Source organism: Thioalkalivibrio sp. ALMg9 (genome assembly GCF_000380625.1).
Taxonomy (GTDB): Bacteria; Pseudomonadota; Gammaproteobacteria; order Ectothiorhodospirales; family Ectothiorhodospiraceae; genus Thioalkalivibrio; species Thioalkalivibrio versutus.
On record NZ_AQYC01000006.1, the window covers coordinates 190,687 to 212,074 of the forward strand.

The 21,388-nt window shown below is 68.4% G+C and carries 19 protein-coding genes; 11 read left to right on the forward strand and 8 right to left on the reverse strand.

Going from position 1 to position 21,388, the window contains the following annotated elements:
* Positions 1 to 229: 229 nt before the first annotated feature.
* The 4 genes from F792_RS0103010 to F792_RS0103025 all read right to left on the reverse strand — a co-directional run bounded on the left by F792_RS0103010 (position 230) and on the right by F792_RS0103025 (position 3,674).
* Complete coding sequence (locus tag F792_RS0103010; RefSeq protein WP_018168314.1) at positions 230 to 946, reverse strand: 2OG-Fe(II) oxygenase; 717 nt, start codon at positions 944 to 946, stop codon at positions 230 to 232.
* 156 nt (positions 947 to 1,102) lie between these two features.
* Positions 1,103 to 1,861, reverse strand: coding sequence for a molybdopterin-binding protein (locus F792_RS0103015; RefSeq protein ID WP_018168315.1), 759 nt, complete (start codon positions 1,859 to 1,861; stop codon positions 1,103 to 1,105).
* A 22-nt stretch (positions 1,862 to 1,883) separates the two neighbouring features.
* The gene (hemH, locus tag F792_RS0103020) at positions 1,884 to 2,978 is read right to left on the reverse strand and encodes a ferrochelatase (protein ID WP_018144579.1); all 1,095 of its coding nucleotides are present in this window, start codon (positions 2,976 to 2,978) and stop codon (positions 1,884 to 1,886) included.
* A gap of 114 nt (positions 2,979 to 3,092) precedes the next feature.
* Positions 3,093 to 3,674: an HNH endonuclease gene (locus F792_RS0103025; RefSeq protein WP_018168316.1), complete on the reverse strand. Its 582-nt coding sequence runs from the start codon at positions 3,672 to 3,674 to the stop codon at positions 3,093 to 3,095.
* 334 nt (positions 3,675 to 4,008) lie between these two features.
* Here F792_RS0103025 and F792_RS0103030 point away from each other — a divergent pair, with 334 nt between their 5' ends.
* From F792_RS0103030 to F792_RS0103065, 8 genes are all read left to right on the forward strand, one after another.
* Positions 4,009 to 5,142, forward strand: coding sequence for an NAD(P) transhydrogenase subunit alpha (locus tag F792_RS0103030; protein WP_038084261.1), 1,134 nt, complete (start codon positions 4,009 to 4,011; stop codon positions 5,140 to 5,142).
* Positions 5,139 to 5,450 carry an NAD(P) transhydrogenase subunit alpha gene (locus F792_RS0103035; protein WP_017942675.1) on the forward strand — a complete coding sequence of 104 codons (312 nt, stop codon included), beginning with the start codon at positions 5,139 to 5,141 and terminating at the stop codon, positions 5,448 to 5,450. The genes F792_RS0103030 and F792_RS0103035 overlap by 4 nt, the downstream gene beginning before the upstream one ends.
* A complete protein-coding gene (locus F792_RS0103040) occupies positions 5,447 to 6,835 on the forward strand; it encodes an NAD(P)(+) transhydrogenase (Re/Si-specific) subunit beta (RefSeq protein ID WP_018168318.1) in 1,389 nt (462 codons plus the stop codon). The genes F792_RS0103035 and F792_RS0103040 overlap by 4 nt, the downstream gene beginning before the upstream one ends.
* 408 nt (positions 6,836 to 7,243) lie before the next feature.
* Positions 7,244 to 9,460, forward strand: coding sequence for a primosomal protein N' (locus tag F792_RS0103045; RefSeq protein ID WP_018168319.1), 2,217 nt, complete (start codon positions 7,244 to 7,246; stop codon positions 9,458 to 9,460).
* Between the two features lie 100 nt (positions 9,461 to 9,560).
* On the forward strand, positions 9,561 to 11,324 hold the full coding sequence (argS, locus tag F792_RS0103050; RefSeq protein WP_018168320.1) for an arginine--tRNA ligase: 1,764 nt from the start codon (positions 9,561 to 9,563) through the stop codon (positions 11,322 to 11,324).
* Positions 11,325 to 11,327: 3 nt separating this feature from the next.
* Positions 11,328 to 11,918, forward strand: coding sequence for an SPOR domain-containing protein (locus F792_RS0103055; protein WP_018144585.1), 591 nt, complete (start codon positions 11,328 to 11,330; stop codon positions 11,916 to 11,918).
* 2 nt (positions 11,919 to 11,920) lie between these two features.
* Positions 11,921 to 15,865 (forward strand): ATP-dependent RNA helicase HrpA, encoded by a 3,945-nt coding sequence (gene hrpA / locus F792_RS0103060; RefSeq protein WP_018168321.1) that lies wholly within the window; start codon positions 11,921 to 11,923, stop codon positions 15,863 to 15,865.
* A gap of 25 nt (positions 15,866 to 15,890) precedes the next feature.
* Positions 15,891 to 17,147, forward strand: coding sequence for an FAD-dependent oxidoreductase (locus F792_RS0103065; protein ID WP_018168322.1), 1,257 nt, complete (start codon positions 15,891 to 15,893; stop codon positions 17,145 to 17,147).
* 169 nt (positions 17,148 to 17,316) lie between these two features.
* Here the strand turns inward: F792_RS0103065 and F792_RS0103070 are convergent, their stop codons facing one another.
* Genes F792_RS0103070 through F792_RS0103080 form a run of 3 tightly spaced genes read right to left on the reverse strand, consistent with a single transcriptional unit; the run spans position 17,317 to position 19,719 of the window.
* Complete coding sequence (locus tag F792_RS0103070; RefSeq protein ID WP_018168323.1) at positions 17,317 to 18,651, reverse strand: ATP-binding protein; 1,335 nt, start codon at positions 18,649 to 18,651, stop codon at positions 17,317 to 17,319.
* A gap of 25 nt (positions 18,652 to 18,676) precedes the next feature.
* On the reverse strand, positions 18,677 to 19,393 hold the full coding sequence (locus F792_RS0103075) for a response regulator transcription factor (protein WP_018168324.1): 717 nt from the start codon (positions 19,391 to 19,393) through the stop codon (positions 18,677 to 18,679).
* On the reverse strand, positions 19,390 to 19,719 hold the full coding sequence (locus F792_RS0103080) for a PepSY domain-containing protein (RefSeq protein ID WP_018144590.1): 330 nt from the start codon (positions 19,717 to 19,719) through the stop codon (positions 19,390 to 19,392). Before F792_RS0103080 ends, F792_RS0103075 begins: the two co-directional genes overlap by 4 nt.
* A gap of 95 nt (positions 19,720 to 19,814) precedes the next feature.
* Between F792_RS0103080 and F792_RS0103085 the strand changes: the two genes are divergently transcribed.
* Positions 19,815 to 20,126: a DUF2288 family protein gene (locus F792_RS0103085; RefSeq protein WP_018144591.1), complete on the forward strand. Its 312-nt coding sequence runs from the start codon at positions 19,815 to 19,817 to the stop codon at positions 20,124 to 20,126.
* Positions 20,127 to 20,519, forward strand: coding sequence for a DUF3775 domain-containing protein (locus tag F792_RS0103090; RefSeq protein ID WP_018144592.1), 393 nt, complete (start codon positions 20,127 to 20,129; stop codon positions 20,517 to 20,519). It abuts the gene before it with no gap.
* A gap of 16 nt (positions 20,520 to 20,535) precedes the next feature.
* Here the strand turns inward: F792_RS0103090 and F792_RS0103095 are convergent, their stop codons facing one another.
* A complete protein-coding gene (locus F792_RS0103095; RefSeq protein ID WP_077277014.1) occupies positions 20,536 to 20,844 on the reverse strand; it encodes a PilZ domain-containing protein in 309 nt (102 codons plus the stop codon).
* Between the two features lie 224 nt (positions 20,845 to 21,068).
* On the opposite strand from F792_RS0103095, the gene F792_RS0103100 reads away from it, so the two are divergent.
* A complete protein-coding gene (locus F792_RS0103100; RefSeq protein WP_018144594.1) occupies positions 21,069 to 21,380 on the forward strand; it encodes a c-type cytochrome in 312 nt (103 codons plus the stop codon).
* Positions 21,381 to 21,388 lie beyond the last annotated feature (8 nt).

A 21,388-nucleotide genomic window follows, 5' to 3' on the forward strand; every position in this document is an offset into this window, starting at 1 on the left:
AACGTCCTTTGCAAGCCTAGGCAGTTTGCCAGGCCCGATGACGCACATAGCCGCATGGACCGCGGAAAGGCTGGAAAACCAGAAGCGCATCACACGAAACGAACCGCTCGGAGCCGCTGTCGGGGCGAGTCCCGCGTCGCGAACGGGCGGGGTCGACTTGCGATTTCGGCGAGAACTCGGCAGGCGTCGGCCCGCCGCGCAGGTGCCCCCCCTCAGGCAACCAGGACCGTCAGAAGCGGTCGAGGCTGGCGAGGGGGCCCGAGAGATCGCGGATGCGCATCCAGGAGGCGATGCTGGCGCGCCAGCGGCGGGTAGGCAGGACGGCATGGGGTACGGTCTGACTGAGAAACATCACCAGCGTCCCCGCGCGTGGCTGGATGCGGCGGATCTCGCGCCCTTCGCTGTCGTAGATTGCGAGCTGGCCGCCGTCGCGTTCGCGCCAGTGACGGTTCAGGTAGAACACCAGCGACAGGCGGCGGCAATTGCCAGCCTGGAAGGCATCCACGTGCCGGGCGTAGTGGGTGCCAGGCGGATAGAGGGCAAAGTGGGACTCGGTCTCGAACAGGCCCGGAATCAGCGCCCGGCTCGCCTGCAAACGAATCTCGTCGAGGCGCGCCATGAACGCCTGCTGCGCGGGACTCGCGCCATCCAGCCAGTGAATCCAGTCGCCGCGGGTCGCCCGGTCCCGATGGCGCTCGCCGGCGCGGCCGATCCGCGCCTGCGCCAGTTGCGCCGCATCACGCAGCGCATAGACCTCCTCTCGCAGGGCGTCGACGATCTCCTGCGGCAGGAAATCGGGCCAGACGAGCCGATGCTCGCGCGCCAGCGCATCCAGCCAGCCGTCGGGCGCGCAAAATTCGGAGGAGGAGTCGGCCACGACCGGCGCAAGGGTCGGCGCGGTCTCGGCGGCTTCCAGCCATTCGGGGCCAAGGGCAGGCAGGTTCACGTACTCGGGTCTTCCATTCGGGCCGCGATCGCGGCACGCAGGCGGGCGCCTGTCAGGCAGACGCCCAGATCAGCGTCTTCCCCACAGGATATATACCGGGAACGCCGGGGTGCGCAAGGGCTTTATAGCACCGTTGCCCTGCCAGGAGGCTGCAGACTAGTACGCCAGAAAACCGCCGGCGATCAGGTGCTGGCGCAAGGCGGCCTGGGCCTCGGTGACGCGGGCGCGGGCGCCACGCAGGCCCAGCTCGACCTGCGGCGCCTGGCGGTCCATGCGCGGGAGACAGGAGATGCGCAGGTCGGGGAACGCGGCCTCCATGGCCTCGAGCACCGGGACCAGGCGGCTCTCGGTGACATTCTCCAGGCGCAGGACCTCTTCCACGGCACCCGCTGCCGCATCGCGGTCGGGGAAGCGCTGCTCCAGGACCCAGCGGGCCATGGGCTCGGCCATGGCCGGGAAACCGGGTACGCAGTGATGCTGCGCACAGCTAAAGCCGGGGATGCCGTTGACCGGGTTCGGGATCAGGCTGGCCCCCTCGGGGAGCTCGGCCATGCGTACGCGGTGGGGCCAGGCGTCGGCACCGAAGCGCTCCTCGAGGATGGCCATGAACTCGGGATGAGGCGCCAGCGGCTGGGCCAGTGCCTCGGCCAGGCAGGCGCGGGTGCGATCATCCGGGGTCGCGCCGATGCCGCCGAAGCTGAACACCTCGGCGCCGCTGGCCAGGGTCTCGCGGAAGGTCTGCGTCAGCAGGCGGGCGTTATCACCGACGATACGGATCCACGCAAGTTCCAGCCCCCTTTCCGCCAGCGCCGCGGTCAGGTGCGCCTGATGCCGATCACGGCGCTTCCCGCTCAGGAGCTCGTCGCCGATGATCACGGCGCCGATCTCGATCGTGTGCGATCCCCGGCCGTCCATCGTGGGTCGATCCATCGCCGATCTACTGCTTGGCACCCATGGCCAGCGCGCGCTCGCGCGCAGCCGCACGCGCCTCGGGGGCGTTGTCCGGATCGTCGAGCCACGGCGCCAGGTGCTGCTGTAGCAGCCCGGCCAGGAAGTCGAGATGATCAGCGCGGTCATTCAGCGCCGGGATGTAGTGGAAGCGCTCGCCGCCGGCCTCGGTGAAGATCTCGCGGTTTTCGTCGCCGATCTCCTCGATGGTCTCCAGGCAATCCGCCGAGAAACCGGGGCAGATCACGTCCACTGAGCGCACGCCCTGCCCCGGCAAGGCCTCCAGGGTCTTGTCGGTGTAGGGCTGCAGCCATTCCTCGCGACCGAAGCGCGACTGGAAGGTGACCTGCCACTGGTCGTCGTTCAGCCCCAGCGCCTGCGCCAGCTTGTGCCCGGTGGCGTGGCACAGGCAGTGGTAGGGGTCGCCCTGCAGCAGGTAGCGTTTGGGGATGCCGTGGAAGGACATCATCAGGCGATCGGCCTGACCATGCGCCTGCCAGTGCTCGCGCACGCTGTTGGCCAGGGCCTCGATGTAGCCGGGCTGGGCGTCATAGGCGGCGATGAACTGCAGATCGGGCACCCAGCGCCAGCCCTTGAGCACGTCGGCCACGGCATCGAAGGTGGAGCCATTGGTGCTGGCCGAGTACTGCGGGTAAAGCGGCAGGACAACCACACGACGCACGCCTTGGCGGCGCAGTTCGTCCAGGCCGGATTCAATGGACGGGTTACCGTAGCGCATGCCCAGGGCGACCGGGACATCCTCGCCGACCTGCGCGGCCAGGCGCTCGCGCACACCGGCGGCCTGGCGTTTCGAGATCGCCAGCAGCGGCGAGCCCTCGTCGGTCCACACGGTTGCGTATTTCGCCGCCGAGCGCTTGGGCCGAATGTTCAGGATCACGCCGTTCAGAATCAGCCACCAGATGGGTCGCGGGACCTCGACCACGCGCGGGTCCCAGAGGAACTCCTTCAGGTAGCGCCGCAAGGCGGGCGCGGTGGGTTCGTCCGGCGTCCCCAGGTTGGTCAGCAAAACGCCGACGCCGCGCGCCTGGCCATGGCGATAATCCGCTTCTCCGAAATACTTCATGGGGCTCCTTGCAGGCATGGGGGACGGTGACTCCCTGTCGGAGTCACGGAGCGTCGCTTTGGTTCACACGCCAAGGATACCCGCGGGCACGAGTGGGCGCGCGCCCGGGACGGATCAGACGCTACGACCCCGCAACGGGCTGGTACGCGGGAAGTGCGCCTGCAGGAACTCCATCTGGTCGGCCAGCACGCGCTTGCCCTTGAGGAAGATGTATTCCGCGTGGGTGGGCGTAAACGGGATGGCGAGCAACTGCATCCCGGCCTCTTCCGGCGTGAACCCCGCCTTGTGGTTGTTGCAGCGCTTGCAGGCGGTGACCACGTTGGTCCAGGTGTCTTCGCCGTCCTGGCTGATCGGGGTCACGTGGTCGCGGGACAAATCGCGTTCGGGGAACGCGTGACCGCAGTAGAGGCAAAGGTGGGCATCGCGGCGGAACAGGGTGGTGTTATTGAGCGGGGGGATGTAGTCGTTGAAGCGGGACTTGCGGGTGCCGTGAGTGGCGATGATCGAGTTGACCTCGACCCGTGACTGCAACCCGGTGCGCGCGTTGATGCCGCCGCGCATGCGATATAGCGGGCTGCCACAGGTGTAGGCCACCTGCTCGGTGTAATAGAGGCGCACGGCCTGCTCCAGGCCGATCCACTCTAGCGGCATGCCCGCGGCATCCGTGCGCAGGACCTGATGCTCATTCGGCAACATGACCCCGTCCCGTCTCAAGGAAACACGGATTTGCTCACGCGGCGTACGGGTGAACAAATCCATGCCGCCTTCGATACCCGAAAAACAATAAACAGCCTTCAGGAACAAAGCAATTACAACGCCATGACCCGCGGTATCGTAAGCTCGCCCAACCTGACGGGCCCTGCAACGAGGGTGGACACGGTTTAAGCACGAGGCCGGATCCGCTACACTCGCGGGTCGTTTTTTGTGCGGCACGCCCGAATCACGCGTGCCGCATCCGATTTCACCACCCGCGAGCGCGGCTGATCGTCCCATAGGGAATACGGGAACGCTTGGCCCGGGGAGAGAGCGCATGGCAATCAAATTATCCGTTCCCAGGGAATCCGCCAGTGGCGAGCGCCGCGTGGCCCTGGATCCGTCGGTAGCGGCCAAGTTCAGCGATATGGGCATCACGGTGCAGCTGGAAAAGGGTGCCGGTTCCGAGGCCCATTTTCCGGATGCGGCCTACGAGAAGGCCTCCGTGGTCGACACCGCGACCGCCTACGGCCAGTCGGACCTGATGGTCCGCGTGGCACCGCCGACAGTCGAGGAGATCAACCAGCTGCCGGAAGGCTCGACCGTGGTCAGCCTGTTCCACGCTCACCGCAACCCGGATGTGGTCAAGGCGATGCAGGAGCGCAAGATCCTGAGCTTCGCGATGGAGCTGATCCCGCGCATCTCGCGCGCCCAGAGCATGGACGTGCTGTCCTCGCAGGCGGCCGTGGTCGGCTACAAGGGCGCGATCATGGGCTCCGACCTGTCCTGCCGCTTCTTCCCGATGCTGACCACCGCGGCCGGCACCATCCGCCCGGCCAAGGTCATCGTGATCGGCGCCGGCGTGGCCGGGCTGCAGGCGATTGCCACGGCCAAGCGCCTGGGCGCGATGGTCGAGGCCTATGACGTGCGCTCCGCCACCAAGGAGCAGGTCGAGTCGCTGGGCGCGAAGTTCCTCGATCTCGGCGTCTCCGCCGAGGGCGAGGGCGGCTACGCCCGCGAACTGACCGCGGAAGAGAAAAAGCAGCAGCAGGATGCCCTGGGCGAGTACATCGCCAAGGCCGACGTGCTGATCACTACCGCCGCGATCCCGGGACGCGATGCACCCAAGCTGATCCCCAAGATCATGGTCGAGGGCATGAAGCCGGGTGCGGTCATCATCGACCTGGCGGCCGAAGGTGGCGGCAACTGCGAGCTGAGCAAGCCCGGCGAGACCCACGACCACAAGGGCGTGATCATCCATGCCCCGTTGAACGTGCCCTCGCAGGTCCCGCTGCATGCCTCCGAGATGTATGCCAAGAACCTGCTGAATTTCCTCACGCCGATGATCGCAGAAGGCGGCGAATTCCAGCCCGACTGGGATGACGAGGTCATCGCCAAGAGCGTGCTGACCCGCGATGGCGAGATCGTGCACGAGGCCACCCGCGAGGCCCTGAAGGGAGCTCAATCATGATCATCGAAGGCTTTATCGCGCTATACATCTTCATGCTCGCGGCCTTCACCGGCTACGAGATCATCTCCAAGGTCCCGGTCATCCTGCATACCCCGCTGATGTCCGGTTCCAACTTCGTCCACGGCATCGTGCTGGTCGGGACCATGGTCGCGCTCGGCCACGCCACGACCCCGCTGGAACAGGCCATCGGCTTTGTCGCCGTGATCCTGGCCGCGGGCAACGCCGTGGGTGGCTATGTCGTCACCGAACGCATGCTGGAGATGTTCAAGACCAGCAAGAAGGACGACAAGAAGGGAGATAACGCATGAGTCTGATTATCAACCTCGCCTACTTTGCGGCGGCGGTCCTGTTCATCGTCGGCCTCAAGCAGATGTCTTCGCCGACCACCGCGCGGCCGGGCATCATGTGGGCCGGCGTGGGGATGGTGCTCGCCACGCTCGTGACCTTCGTGCATCCGGAGGTCTCCGGGGGCGTGAACTACACCCTGATCGTCCTGGGTATCGTCATCGGTGGCGGTCTCGCCTGGTGGAGCGGCAAGAAGGTCGCCATGACCGACATGCCGCAGATGATCGCGCTGTACAACGGCATGGGCGGCGGCGCCGCGGCCGGCATCGGCGCGATCTACCTGCTGCAGGCCACCCCGGAGACCGTCAGCAACACCGGCCTGGCGATCGCCACCACCGGCTCGCTGATCGGTTCGGTCGCCTTCTCCGGTTCGCTGGTGGCCTACGCCAAGCTGCAGGGCCTGATGAAGAAGACCTTCCACTTCCCGGGCCAGCAGGTGGTGAACATCGCCATCTTTGCTATCACCGTGATCCTCGGCTTCATGCTGGCGACCGGCGGCGGCGAGATCGGCTCGGCCACACTGCTGTTGTTCTTCATCCTGTCGCTCGCCTTCGGCATCCTGATGACCCTGCCGATCGGCGGCGCCGACATGCCGGTGGTCATCTCGCTGTACAACGCCCTCACCGGCCTGGCAGTCGGCCTCAAGGGCATCGTGCTCGACAACCCGGCCCTGATGATCGCCGGTATCGTCGTCGGCGCGGCCGGTACGCTGCTCACGCAGCTGATGGCCAAGGCGATGAACCGCCCGATCAAGAACATCCTGTTCAGCCAGTTCGGTGGCAGCAGCGGGGGTGCCGAGGAAGCGATCGAGGGCACCATGAAGGAGATCCAGGCCAACGACGCCGGGATCATGATGGCCTTTGCCGAGAAGGTGATCATCGTGCCGGGCTACGGCATGGCCGTGGCGCAGGCACAGCACAAGATCTGGGAATTCACCCAGCTGCTGCAGAAGCGCGGCGTGGACGTGAAGTTCGCGATCCACCCGGTCGCGGGCCGCATGCCCGGGCACATGAACGTGCTGCTGGCCGAGGCCGGCGTGCCCTACGACATCATCTTCGACCTCGACGAGATCAACGAGGAGTTCAAGACCGCGGATGTCGCCATGGTCATCGGCGCGAACGACGTCGTGAACCCGGTGGCCCGGACCAATCCGGACTCGCCGATCTACGGCATGCCGATCCTCAACGCGGACCAGGCGCACAACGTCATCTGCGTTAAGCGCGGCAAGGGCTCCGGTTTCTCGGGCATCGAGAACCACCTGTTCTATGCCGACAACAACCAGATGTTGTACGGCGACGGCCAGAAGGTGGCCGCCGAACTGGTGGCATCGGTCAAGGCCCTCGGCTAGTCGGCCCGCCCCACTCGCGGGGCCCGGACACCGGGCCCCGCAACCGAAACCCGGCCACCGTTTTGCGGTGCCGGGTTTTTTTGTTGCTCACCCAACGGGCCAGGATTGAAACCCGAAATCTGTACGTTTCCTGTACAAACTACCCACAAGGGCCGGGGTCAAACCCCGGTTAGCACACACAGCGCGCACTCGGTTTCACATAAAGATCATAACTCGCTGTTTTCCCTATATTAAATGGATATGGTCGATTTTTGCCCAATCCAGGTAGCCCTTAGCAGTAACAAGCATTTAGGGATGTTCATACCGATTCACCCACAGAGTTATCCACAGCTTTTGTGGATAACCCCCCCCTCCCGAAGTGCGGCGGCCACGCCCCCTCCCCGGGGTCCGACACAGTAGACTGTGCGCATGCCTGCCGCGCCCCGAATCGCCTGCATCGCGCTGGATCGCCCTCTGGACCGGCTGTTCGACTACAGCATCCCCGAGGGACTGACGCTTGCACCCGGCCAGCGGGTGCGCGTGCCCTTCGGGCGCGGGTCGACCATCGGGGTCGTGGTCGAGCTGGCATCCACCAGCGAGGTTGCACCCGGCCGCCTGCGTGCGATCCAGGAAGCACCCGAGGCAGAACCGATCCTGGGGCCCCGCCTGCTGGAGCTGCTGCAGTTCGGAGCCCGGTACTACCACCACCCCCTGGGCGAAGCCCTGCTGGGGGCACTTCCCCCGGCCCTGCGCCATGGCGACCCGCTCCCCGCCCTGACCCCGGAGACCCTGTGGCGGATGACACCCGCGGGCAGCCAGGCGCTGGCCGACGGTGACGCCCGCGGGCGACGCCAGCAGGCCGTCCTCCGCGCGCTGGCCCACCCGGGTTCCACACCGCATGCCTCACCGGCCCTGGATCGCGCCACCCTGGCCGCCGCCACCGGGCTGCAACTCGCCCCGCGCGAACTGCGCGCGTTTGCGGAACGCGGCTGGCTGGAGGCGATCACGCCCGACCCGAAACAGCCACCGCCCCCGAACACCAGCGACCACACCCTGACCGCCGAACAACGCGCCGCCGTCGACGCCCTGACCCCGGATACCGGCGTACCCCTCCTGCTGGAGGGTGTCACCGGCAGCGGCAAGACCGAGGTCTACCTGCAAATGGCCGAACGCGTGCTGGCACGCGGGCGCCAGGTCCTGTTCCTGATCCCCGAGATCGCCCTGACGCCACAGCTGAGCGCGCGCATCCAGCAGCGCTTCCCCGGGCAGGTTGCCCTCCTCCACTCCGGGCTGTCCGAGGGCGAGCGCCTGCGCGCCTGGGAGTCGGCCCGTCAGGGGCAGCGCCGCATCGTCGTCGGCACCCGTTCGGCGCTGTTCACGCCCCTGCCCGATCTCGGCCTGATCATCGTTGACGAGGAGCACGACAGCGCCTTCAAGCAGCAGGACGGCTTTCGCTACAACGCCCGCGACCTGGCCATCAAGCGCGGCCAGCTGGAACAGGCCGCGGTGGTCCTGGGCTCGGCCACGCCGACCCTGGAGACCCTGCATGCGGCGACCACTGGCCGCTACGCCCATACCCGACTGGCGACGCGCCCGGACGGCTCTCAACCGCCCGCCGTCGAGGCCATCGACACGCGTGTGCACACCCCCGACGAGGGCCTCACCGCCCCGCTTCTGGATGCCATGCAACAGACCCTCGCCGCCGGCCACCAGTGCTTCCTGCTGCTGAACCGGCGCGGCTTCGCCCGCGTGCTGGCCTGCGACGCCTGCGGCTGGGTCGCCGAATGCCCGGACTGCGATGCGCGCCTGACCATCCACGCGCACAACCCGCGTGCCGTCTGCCACCTCTGCGGTCACCAGGAACCGCGCCCCCAGCGCTGCCCGCAATGCGGCGAGGCCCTGGCTCAGCGCGGTCTCGGCACCCAGCGCCTGGAACAGGCCCTGGCCCGCCACTACCCGACCACTCCGCTGATCCGCCTGGACCGCGACAGCATCCGCCACAAGGGGGCGCTCGAGGAGGCGCTGGACCGTATCCGCCAGCTGGATGCCGCCATCGTCGTCGGGACCCAGATGCTGGCCAAGGGCCACGACTTCCCGCAGGTCGGACTGGTCGGCGTGATTGACGTCGACCAGGGCCTGTTCAGCGTCGACCTGCGCGCGACCGAAAACACCCTGCAGCTGATCGTGCAGGCCGCCGGGCGCGCCGGACGCGGTTCCGGCGGCGGCCGCGTCCTGCTGCAGACCGGTCATCCGGACCACCCCCTGATCCGCGGCCTGAACGCCGCGGACTACCCGGCGATGGTCGCGCCCCTGCTGGAGGAGCGCGCCGCCGCCGAGATGCCACCCCACGGCCACCTGGCCCTGGTCCGCGTCGAGGCGGGCGATGCCGAGACCACCCGCCGCCACGCCGAGCGCGTCGCCACCCACCTGCGCAACGCCGCCGCCGAAGGCCTGCGCGTGCTCGGCCCGGCCCCCGCACCGCGCCACCGCGTCAATCGCCGCTTCCGCGAACAGATCCTGCTGCAGTCCACCCAGCGCGGCCCACTCCATCGGGCCCTGACCCGCGCCCGCCACGCCTGGCAGACCGACGACCTCCCGCGCGGCACCCGCATCGCCATCGACATCGACCCGGTCTCGCTGGCGTAAACCGCCGCCCGGTTCCCTTCGAGCGCCCCGTACCGGGGCGGCACGACCAGCGCTTCCGGGTTAGAATGCGGCCCTTTTTACCCGACGGATCGAGCTTCCCTTGAAAGACACCCTGACCGAGGCCCTGGCGGCCGCACTGGAGACCCTGGTGGCCGAAGGCCGCGTACCCGCCGACCACGGTGTCGAGGTGCAGGTCACGCGTGCGCGCGACCGCGAACACGGCGACTTCGCCGCCAACCTGGCGATGCAGCTCGCGCGCCCGGCGAAATCCAAGCCACGCGATCTGGCCGAGGCCCTGTGTGCGGCCATGCCCGAGGTGCCCGGCCTCGCCGGCACCGAGATCGCCGGCCCCGGTTTCATCAACTTCCGCCTGGCCGCGGATGCCCGCACGCTGGTGCTGGGCCGCGTCGCGACCCAAGGTGACGACTTCGGCCGCTCCAGCGTGGGCGGCGGACGCCCGGTGCAGGTGGAATTCGTCTCCGCCAATCCCACCGGGCCGCTGCATGTCGGCCATGGCCGCGGCGCGGCCTTCGGCGCCACGGTGGCCGACCTGCTGGATTTCTGCGGCTTCGATGTCACCCGCGAGTACTACGTGAACGACGCCGGGCGGCAGATGAACATCCTCGCTGCCAGTGTGTGGCTACGCTACCTGGAGCAGCACGGTGTCCAGGTGCCGTTCCCGGCCAATGGCTACAAGGGCGACTACATCCACCCGGTCGCCGAGACCCTGACCGCGCAGATCGGCGAACAGGGCGTGCACCCGGCCGAGGCCGTCACCCGCGACCTTCCGGCGGACGAACCGGACGGCGGCGACAAGGAAACCTTCATCGACGCGGTGATCGCCCGCGCCCGCGAGCTCCTGGGCGAGACGCTCTACCGCAAGGTGTTCGACTGCGGCCTGAACGCGATCCTCGATGACATCCGCGACGACCTGCGCGAGTTTGGCGTCGAGTACCAGTGCTGGTTCTCCGAGCGCAGCCTGGCCGACTCCGGCGCGATCGACGCCGCAGTGGAGGACCTGCAGGGGCGCGGCGCGCTGTACGAGCAGGACGGGGCCCTGTGGTTCCGCTCCACCGACTACGGCGACGACAAGGACCGCGTGGTGCGCCGCGAGAACGGCGACTACACCTACTTCGCCTCCGACATCGCCTACCACCGCGAGAAGTTCCAGCGCGGCTTCGAGCGCGTGATCAACATCTGGGGCGCTGACCACCACGGCTACGTCCCGCGCGTGCGCGCCGCGCTGCAGGCCCTGGGCCTGGACCCCGGCCGCCTCGACGTGCTGCTGGTGCAGTTCGCGATCCTCTATCGCGGTGGCGAGCGCCTGCCCATGTCCACCCGCGCCGGACAGTTCGTGACCCTGCGCGAACTGCGCGACGAGGTCGGCTCGGATGCCGCGCGCTTCTTCTACGTGCAGCGCCGCTGCGACCAGCACCTGGACTTCGACCTCGACCTCGCCAAGTCGCAGTCCAACGACAACCCGATGTACTACATCCAGTACGCGCACGCGCGCATCGCCAGCGTGCTGCGCACCGCTGCCGAGCGCGGGCATGCCCCGGCCGCCGCCGACGCCGCAGGCCTCAGCACGCGCCTGACCGAACCGCAGGAGGATGACCTGCTGGATCGCCTGGACCGTTTCCCGGAGGTGATCGCGGCGGCCGCCGAGGCCTGCGAACCGCACCAGATCGCCCAGTACCTGCGCGAGCTGGCCGCCGGCTTCCACGCCTACTACAACGCGGTACCCTTCCTCAACGCGGACGACCCCGACGTGATCGGTGCGCGTCTCGCGCTGCTGACCGGCGCCAAGCAGGTGCTGCACAACGGCCTGCGCCTGCTGGGCGTGACCGCCCCGGAACGGATGTAGACCATGGCCCAGGCGCGCAAGACCCGTCGCAAGTCCGCCCCGCGGAAGGCCTCGCGGCCGATCCCCGGCTGGGTATGGATGTTGCTCGGCCTGCTGATCGGCCTGGGGCTTGCCGCCGTGCTGTACCTGCAGGGTGCCGACCGCTCGCCGGATCTGGGCGCGCTGTTCGGTGACCCGGATCCCGCGACCGAGACGGCCGCCCCGACCCCGGCACCGGTGGAGCGGGACACCGTTCCCTCGGACGACGAGCCCCGCTTCCGCTACTACGAGCTGCTGCCCGAGGACGAGATCCGGGTGCCGGAGTCCGAGCGCGACGCGCCCGCCCCGGCTGTGCCACCGGCCGCATCGCCCAGTGAAGGCGATCCGGTCGTCCTGCAGACCGGCTCGTTCCGCCGCTTTGCCCAGGCCGATGAGATGAAGGCACGACTGACCCTGCTCGGTCTGGACCCGAAAGTGCACGAGGTCGAGATCCAGGGCGAGACCTGGTACCGCGTCTACCTCGGCCCGTTCAGTGACGAGGACCGCGTGCGCCAGGCGCTGGAGCGCCTGCGCACGGAGAATATCGAGGCCCTGCGTCTGCGCTACCAGGGCTGAGCGTGAAACCGGCCCCCGCACCGGATCTCGACGCCCTCGCGGCCCGCATCGAGGCGTTGCCTGCCGGCGGCGAACGCAAGGACCTCGCGGACCTGCTGCGCCGGGCCCGTCAGCGCCAGCGGCGCGGGCAGCCGTGCGACCGCATGGCCCGCACCCTCGCCGAACGCCTGGCCACCACCGAGGGGGCCGCCCCCCAGGTAGGCAGCGACGAGCGCGCCCGCCTACGCCCGCAACCCGTCTACGCCGGCGACCTGCCGATCCACGCCGAGCGCGAACGCATCGTCGCCGCCATCCGCGAGCACCCGGTACTCGTGCTGTGCGGCGAGACCGGCTCCGGCAAGACCACCCAGCTGCCCAAGCTGTGCCTGGAGGCCGGGCGCGGCGAGGCCGGGCTGATCGGTCACACCCAGCCGCGCCGGATCGCCGCGCGCTCGGTGGCCAGCCGCATCGCCGAGGAACTGGGCACCACCCTGGGCGGCAACCGGGACTCCACGGTCGGCTTCAAGGTACGTTTCTCCGACCAGACCGGGCCGAACAACTGGATCAAGCTGATGACCGACGGCATCCTGCTGGCGGAAATGGCGCATGACCCGGAGCTACGCGCCTACGACACCATCATCGTCGACGAGGCGCACGAACGCAGCCTGAACATCGACTTCCTGATGGGCGTGCTCAAACGCCTGTCGCACAAGCGCCCCGAGCTGCGCATCATCATCACCTCGGCCACCCTGGACCCCGAACGGCTGTCGGCGTTCTTCGACGACGCCCCGATTCTGACGGTGGCCGGACGCACCTACCCGGTAGAGCTCCGCTACCGCCCGATCGAGCCGGAGGATGCTGGAGACGAGAGCGACGAGCAGGGGCGTGGTGAACGCGACCTGTTCGACGGCATCCGCGACGCGGTGGCCGAGTGCGAGCGCGCCGGGCCCGGCGACGTACTGGTATTCCTGCCCGGCGAACGCGAGATCCGCGACGCCCACCAGGCCCTGCGCGGCCAGGTCCGCGCCGACACCGAGATCCTGGCGCTCTACGCACGCCTGTCCGCGCGCGAGCAGTCGCGGGTATTCCAGTCACACAGCGGCCGTCGCATCGTACTCGCAACCAACGTCGCCGAGACCGCGCTGACCGTGCCCGGCATCCGCTTCGTGATCGACTCGGGGCTCGCGCGCATCTCGCGCTACTCCTGGCGCTCGCGGGTACAGCGCCTAAGCCTAGAGGCCATCTCGCAGGCCGCCTGCGACCAGCGCGCCGGGCGCTGCGGGCGGCTGGGCCCCGGCATCTGCATCCGGCTGTTCGCGGAAGACGACTTCAACCTGCGCCCGCCCTTCACCGATCCGGAGATCCAGCGCTCTAACCTCGCCTCGGTGATCCTGCAGATGGCCGCGCTCAAGCTCGGCCAACCGCGCCAGTTCCCGTTCCTCGACCCGCCCGACCCGCGCCTAGTCAAGGATGGCTACCACCTGCTCGACGAATTGGGCGCGGTAGACGAGCGTGGCCGGATCACCCGGCGCGGGCGGCAGCTCGCGCGCATGCCCATCGACCCGCGCCACGCGGCGATGCTGCTGGCCGGCACCGAGCACGACTGTGTCACCGAGACCGCCACCATCGCCGCGTCCCTGTCGCTGCAGGACCCGCGCGAGCGCCCGGCCGAGGCCACCCAGGCGGCGGACCAGGCCCACCGCGAGTTCCAGGTCGAGGGGTCCGACTTCATGGGCATGCTGCGGCTGTGGGACGCCTGGCACACCGCCCGCGAGGACCTCGGGTCCAGTGCCCTGAAGCGCTGGTGCCGCGAGCACTTCCTGAACTTTCTGCGCATGCGCGAATGGCAGGAGCTGCGCGTACAACTCCTGCGCCTGGCGCGCGAGATGGACCTGCACCCGAACCACCAACCGGCGGACGCCGAGGCGGTGCACCGGGCGCTGCTGACCGGGCTGGTCAGTCAGGTCGGGCAGAAGACCGAGCGCGGCGACTACCTGGGCGCGCGCAACCGCCGCTTCCAGATCCACCCCGGCTCGGTGCTGGCGAAGAAGAAGCCGGCCTGGGTGATGAGCGCGGAGATCGCCGAGACCACGCGTGTCTACGCCCGCGACAACGCGCGCATCGAGCCCGACTGGATCCTGACCGCCGCCCCGCATCTGCTTAAGCACCACATCTTCGAGCCGCACTTCCAGGGCCGCAGCGGACGCGTCGGGGCCTTCGACCGCATCACCCTGTACGGGCTGGTCGTGGCACCCAGGAAACCGGTGGACTTCGCCAAGCATGACCCGGCCGAGGCGCGGCGCATCCTGATCCGCGAGGGCCTGGTCGGTGGCGAGCTGCGCTCGCGCTCCAACGGCGTGCGCGCCAACCGCGAGGCGGTGGCCGAGATCGCCGAACAGGAGGCGCGCGGGCGCCGCCGCGACCTGCTGGTGGAAGAGGAGCGCCTGTTCGACTTCTACGACGCCCGTCTGCCGGCCGCGATCACCGACGGCACGAGCTTCGAGACCTGGGCGCGCAAGACCGAAAAACACGATCCGGAGGCGCTGAAGATCAACCGCGCCGAGCTCCTGAACGAGCCAGAGGCCACGCTCCCGGAAGGCGCCTATCCCGACCACCTGGAGCTCGAGGGCCTGCGCCTGCCACTGGCCTACCGCTTCGAACCCGGCCAGCCGGACGACGGCGTGACCGTCACCATCCCCATCGCCGCGCTGAACGCGGTGCCCGACTGGCTGGGCGACTGGCTGGTGCCGGGGCTGCTGGAGGATCGCGTGACCGCCCTGCTGCGGAGCCTGCCGAAGGCCCTGCGCCGCCAGTTCGTGCCCGCCCCGGACTTCGCCCAGGCCGCCCTGGCCCGCATCGAACACCGCCAGGGCCCATTGATTCCCGCACTGGCCGCAGCCCTGCGCGCCATGACCGGCACCGACATCCCGCTGGATGCCTGGCGCCCGGAGACCCTGGAGCCGCACCTGGTCATGCGCTTTCGCATCCTCGACCCGGAAGGGAAGGAAGAGACCAGCGGCCGCGACCTGCCCGCGCTCAAGGCACGGCTGGGCGGGAGCGCCGAGGCCCACTTCGATGCCAGCCGTCCGGACGAGATCACCCGCGAGGGCATCACGGAGTGGGATTTCGGTGCGCTGCCAGAGAGCGTCGAATTCGACCACCAGGGGGCACAGCTGCGGGCCTTCCCGATCCTGGTCGATCGCGGCGATTCGGTCTCGCTGGAGCTGGAACCCGACCCGGCCAAGGCCGAACGCGCCCACCGCGCGGGCCTGCGCCGGCTGTTCCTGCTCGGCGCCCGCAAGACCGCGCGCGATCTGCGCCGCCAGCTCCCGGAGATCGAACGCGCCTGCCTGAATTACTCGACGCTGGGCAGCTGCGAGGCCCTGCGCGACCAGATCCTGGAGGCCGCTGCGGACCGCGTGTTCCTGGCCGAGCCCTGGCCACGCGCCGCCGAGGCGTTCGCCCAACGACTCAACGAGTCCCTGCCGGCGTTCTCGCCCACCGTAATGGAGCTCTCGCGCCTGACCGCCGAGATCCTGCGCCGCTGGCACGACCTGCGCACCCGGCTGCAGGGCGACCTGCCGCTGTCCTGGATCGAGGCCGCGCGCGACATCCGCGGGCAGCTGGACGCGCTGGTCCCGGCGGATTTCCTGCTGCGCATCCCGCATGATGTCCTGCCGGAACTGCCGCGCTACCTCGAGGCGATCGACAAGCGCCTGGAGCGCCTGAGCCAGGCCCCGGACAAGGACCGCGCCCGCCGCGTCGCCGTGGAGCCGCTGTGGCAGCAGGCACAGGAACTGATCGCCCGCGCCCCGGACCACCCGGACGTCCTCGCCTTTCGCTACCGCATCGAGGAATTCCGCGTCTCGCAGTTCGCCCAGGAACTGGGCACCCGCGATAAGGTTTCGCCCAAACGCCTGGAACGCGAATACGCGACACTGATCCAACGACTGGCCAGTGGCACATGAGCCACGACAACGGAAGGACCAACGGATGCGCGTAGCGGTCATCGGCGCCGGGGTGATCGGTGTCACCACAGCCTGGTACCTGCAGGAGGCTGGAGCCGAGGTCGTGCTGCTGGACGCCGCTGCGGCGCCGGCCAGCGGATCCAGTTTCGCCAATGGCGGCATGCTGCATGCCAGCCATGCCGAACCCTGGAACGCCCCGGGCGTGGGTCTCGACCTGCTGCGCTATCTCGGGCGCCGCGATTCGCCACTGCTGGTGCGCCCGCACGCCATACCGGGGCTGATCGGCTGGGGCCTGCGCTTTCTCGGCAACAGCCGCCGCGCGCGCTTCGAGGAACACACCCGGCTCAATGCGCGCCTGGCGGCCTTCTCCCTGAAGGAGATCGACCGCCTGCAGCGCGAGCTGGCACCCGAGGGGCTGGACTTCGACTTCCGCCGCAGCGGCATCCTCAAGCTATTCCAGGACCCGACCAGCCAGGCCCGCAATCGCACCGCCAGCGAGGACATGGCGGACGCCGGCGTGCGCTTCGAGGACTGGACCGTGGAACGCATCATCGCCGAAGAGCCGGCGCTGGCCCCCGTGCGCGATCAATTGTGCGGCGGGCTCTACTTTCCCGACGATGCCATCGGCGATGCCGCGCGCTTTACCGCGGGCCTGCTGGCCATCGCCCGCCGCCGCGGACTGACCTATTGCCCGGGCGTGGCGGTGCGCCGCCTGCGCACCTTCCGCGGCCGCCTCAATGCACTGGAGACCTCGGAAGGCCCGATCGCCGCGGATGCCTGTGTCGTTGCCAACGGCTACCACGCGCCCGATCTGCTGCGCCCACTCGGGATCCGGCTGCCCGTGGCACCGGTCAAGGGCTACTCGCTGACCCTGCCGATGAACGCCGGAACCCGGATTCACCTGCCACTGATCGACGACGCCAACAAGGTCGTGATGACCCCGCTGGGCGATCGCCTGCGCCTGGCCGGCACCGCGGAGTTCGCGGGTCGCGACGGCAGCCTGAACCCGCAACGGGCCGCCAGCGTACTGGATCATTGCCGGCGTACCCTGGCCAGCCTGCCCGAGCAAATGGATGCCGAGACCATGGCCCCGTGGACCGGCCTGCGCCCGATGAGCGCACGCGGCACCCCGATCCTCGGGGCGACCGCGGTACCCGGCCTTTACCTCAATACCGGATCCGGCCACCTCGGCTGGACCTTCGCCTGCGGCGCGGCCGCGCTGGTGCGCGACAGCGTGCTGGGCGAACCCCCGGCGTTGCCGATGGACGGCCTGACACTCTGATTTCGAACGGTTTGGGGAGCGACACACCCTGGTTGATGCGTTTCGCGGTGCTCAACGCATCCTACGGGGGCGATGTCCAGCCGCGCGGTGTCGTTGCGGAGCTTTGTAGGATGCGTTGAGCACCGCGAAACGCATCATGGAGCAACCCCCGACCCCGCCCGCACTGGCTTCAGGACGCGGAAAAAACCATGCGGATGCGCGCGCCGTGGAGCTCCGGGGCCTGCTCGATGAACAGCGTCCCGCCGTGGTCGGTCACCAGGGTGTGGATGATGCTGAGACCGAGCCCCTGACCCTCACCGCGGCCGTCATCCTGGCCCCCGCGGGTATCGGCGCGCTGCCCGCGCTCCAGCACCCGGGCACGATCGGCCGGCGGGATGCCGGGGCCGTCATCGTCGATGATTAGCATCACCTCGCCGGGCTGGCAGCGAGTGGTAATGCGCACCCGCGTGGTCGCATGGCGGATGGCATTGTCCAGGGTATTGCCGAGGAGCTCGAAGATCGCCCCGCTGTCCATGCGCAGGACGCAGCCCGCAGCCAGATCGGTCTCCAGCGCCACCCCTTCCTGGGCCGCGAGCCGTCCCAATGCCTGTCCGGTACGCTCGATGATCGGCCCCAGCGGCTCGGCAGCCTGGAACGGGGCCGGCCCAAGCCGCTGGGCCTGGTTGAGCTGATGCTGGACGATGCCCTGCAGCCGGTCGACCTGGCGCTGCATGTCGTCATTATCCGGTCGCGCGCTCTCGAGGTTCAGGCGCAGGGCGGAGATTGGGGTCTTCAGGCTGTGAGCCAGGTCCGCGAGGGCATTTTGCTGGCGCGCCAGTCGGGCGCGTTCGAACTCGACCAGGTCGTTGATGCTGCCGGTCAGGGCGCGAACCTCGGTGGGATAATCGCCCGCCAGATGCGCATGGTCGCCGTGGCGCAGGGCATCGAGGTCACGCCGGACCTGGCGCAGCGGGCGCAAGCCCCAGAACCACAACGCCAGCGAGAGGACCAGGATCATGGAGAGGGTCATGGTCATCAGCCCCTGCCAGAGGCTGGTGCGGTACTGCTCGACCTGTTCGCTGAAGGCCTCGCGGTCCTCCAGCATCTGGAAGGTCAGGCCGACCTGACCGCCGTCCAGCTCCCACTGCACCGGCAGGCTGAAGCTGAAGTACTCGTCTTCCGTCCAGCCGCGCAGGGAGACGCCGACCGCTGACGGCGAGCGCCACAGGGTCTGCCCCTCCTCGCCCAGGATGCGCGCGTAGAGCCCGCTGACTGGCAACTGCAGCCGGCTCTCGGGGAGCATCTCGGGGACGCGCACATCGGCCGGGCCGACCACTTCGGCCAGCCCCATCAGCAGCAGGACTTGCGCCTCGAGGCGGGTTTCTACCGCATCCGCCGCATTGTCGCGGAAGGCGGCCTCCAGCACCCAGGCGGTCAGCAACGAGAAGATCAGCACGGTGATCGCCGTGACCCCCGCCAAGCGCAGGACCAGACTCCCACGCAGCTTGCGCAGGGCCGCTGTCATGCGGACCCGGCAGCCTCGCGGCAGGTCATCGAGGGCTGTCCGACTCGTTTTCCGGCACGGCGTCGGGTTCGCGGGCGAAGCGGTAGCCGCGTCCGCGCAGGGTCTCGATCAAGCCCAGGCTGCCGTCGGCATCCAGCTTGCGCCGCAGGCGCCCGATCAGGACCTCGATCACGTTGCTTTCGCGGTCCTCATCGTGATCGTAGAGGTAGTCCGCCAGCGCATCCTTGCTGAGCACCCGGCCCGGCTGGCGGACCAATGTCATCAGCAGGCGGTATTCGAATGTGGTCAGGGTGACCGGCTCGCCATTCAGCCAGACCTCGTCACCCGCGGTGTCGATCACCAGCGGCCCGAACGCCAGCCGCTCCTGGCCCGACTGCAGGCTGCGGCGTGCCAGGGCGCGCAGCCGCGCCAGCAATTCCTCGATGTGGAACGGCTTGGCCAGGTAGTCGTCGGCCCCGGCCTCCAGGCCCTCGACCTTGTCCTGCCAGCGGTCGCGCGCGGTCAGGATCAGGATCGGCAGGCGCGGCTTGGACTCGCGCGCCTTGCGGATTACGTCCAGCCCATCCATGCCCGGCAGGCCCAGATCCACCACCGCGATGTCGCAGTGGTACTCGGTCAGCAGGTAAAGCCCGGTCTCGCCGTCCGAGGCGGTATCCACGCGGCAGCCACTGCGGTCCAACTCGTCGCCAATCTGGTTGCGCAGCGCGACGTCGTCTTCAATCAGTACCACGCGTAGGTTCATTCCGGGAGCTCCACTTCGGTGCCTTCCTCGATCCGGAGGGTACGCACTTGTTGATCGTTGGTCAGGATACGGATGATGAACAGACGCGCCCCGAACTGGCTCACATCCTCGCGCGCGTGGAGCACCCGGCCCGGGTAGTGCGCCTCGATCTGGGCAACGGCCTCGTCGAGATCCCAGACGGCGGCCTCGGGGTCATCCGTGTTGAACTGGCCTTGCGCCGGAAGCGCCACGAACAGCAGCGTCGCCAGCACCAGTGCGTGGCCCGCGCGGGGCCGCGTCAGGTCCCGCCCGCGGTATCCGGGCTGGAGATCCGGCGTGGGTCGCATATCGGTGCATTCTCCGGACGCGTGCGTGGGCAGATGTTGAAGATACAAGGGTATCGGCCTAGCCTGAACGATATCTGAAACCGACTGGAACCGTCATGCACGACGCCACTGCCGAACAACCCGAAGTCCCACTGGAAGAACAGGCCGGCCCGCTGCCGTGGAAAGACCTGATGCCGCATTTCGCGCGCGGCGTGGTGATCCGCGTGGCGCCGGAGCTGGATCTGATCGAGGTCGCCCGCGCCATCCGCGACGATGCGACCCATCAGGTCAGCGAATGGCTGGCCAACGACCAGGTCGCGCGGGCCTCGGATGACGATGCCCGCCGCTGGGCCGCGAACGACCCGATCTTCACTGCGATCGTGGCCGCCCCCTGGGTCCTGGCCCAGGAACGGACGCCGGCCCACTAGATGGCCATCTCCCTCGGCATCACCGGCGAGACGATGGAGCGGTTAATCCAGGCCGCGCGGGAATTCCATGCCAAAGAGGATGTGGTCTTCCCGGATACCGGAAGCGAGGGTAGCGACAATGACTGGGCGATGCAGATCCTGGCTGATCACGCCAGCGACCTGACCCTGCAGGAACTGGAGGGCACGCTGCGCGACCTGGGTCCGGACCAACAGGCGGAGCTGCAGGCCCTCAGCACCCTGGGGCGCGGGGATTACACGGCAGCAGACTGGGAGAGCGCCCTGCAAGAGGCGCAGGATGACTGGAGCCCGGACACCGTGAACTGGCTGCTGACCAATCCGCTGATCGCCGACGAATGGGCCGCGGGGCTGGAACAGATCGAGCGCGAGGCGTAACCCCCGTTCCCGTTGGCTATTCCAGCTCTTCGGGGTCAAAGCGCACCGCAATACCCCCGTCCATCACCCGCACCACCTGGGCCTTGACCCGCGGCGCCGCGCCGCCATCCCCCAGCATGCCGAATACCTGCAGCATCAGTTCGTCGTCCGAGGCGAGCTTCATCAGGTGCCCCACGCAGGCATTTTCCGGGTCTTCCCACTCGAGGAAGGCCCCCCCGCCGGAGATATCGTTCGTGGTCAGGGTGACCGTATCCCCGCTCTCGCACTCGGCCACGACCTCGACCGTCATCGGGATCCTTGGATGACGACGTCGTTCTCCTGTCATGGCACTCCTCCTGGCGGCATATGCCTTTGCAATGCATCGAAAAGGCGTTTTTTCTGTGCTATACGAGGTTCATGATCGTTGGTTTTCGCGATCAGGCGCAACTACCGGGCTCGAACCCGGTGGCGTAATCACAACCCGGATCTTCACACCGGGCCAAAGGATGAAGACAGTACTTCACAGCTGTCGCTCGCTAAAAGCCACTTCTTACGGAGGAGTCCGTTTCAATGAAGAAATCGCACTTGTACCTGGTGGGGCTTGCCGCCTCGCTGGCGATGGCGGGCACTGCTACCCAGGCCCTTGCCGACGACGAAATCACCCGGGGCCAGCTGATGGCCGCGTCCTGCAAGGCCTGCCACAACGCAGCCGCTGCAGACGACGGCGTACCGGAACTGAACCGCATTCCCGCTGAAGTCATCGAGAGCCAAATGAAGGCATTCCGCGACGGTGACCGCGACGCGACGATCATGGATCGTCACGCCAAGGGCTACACCGACGAGGAAATCGAATCGATGGCCGGCTACTTCAGCCGCTTCTGATCAGGGGG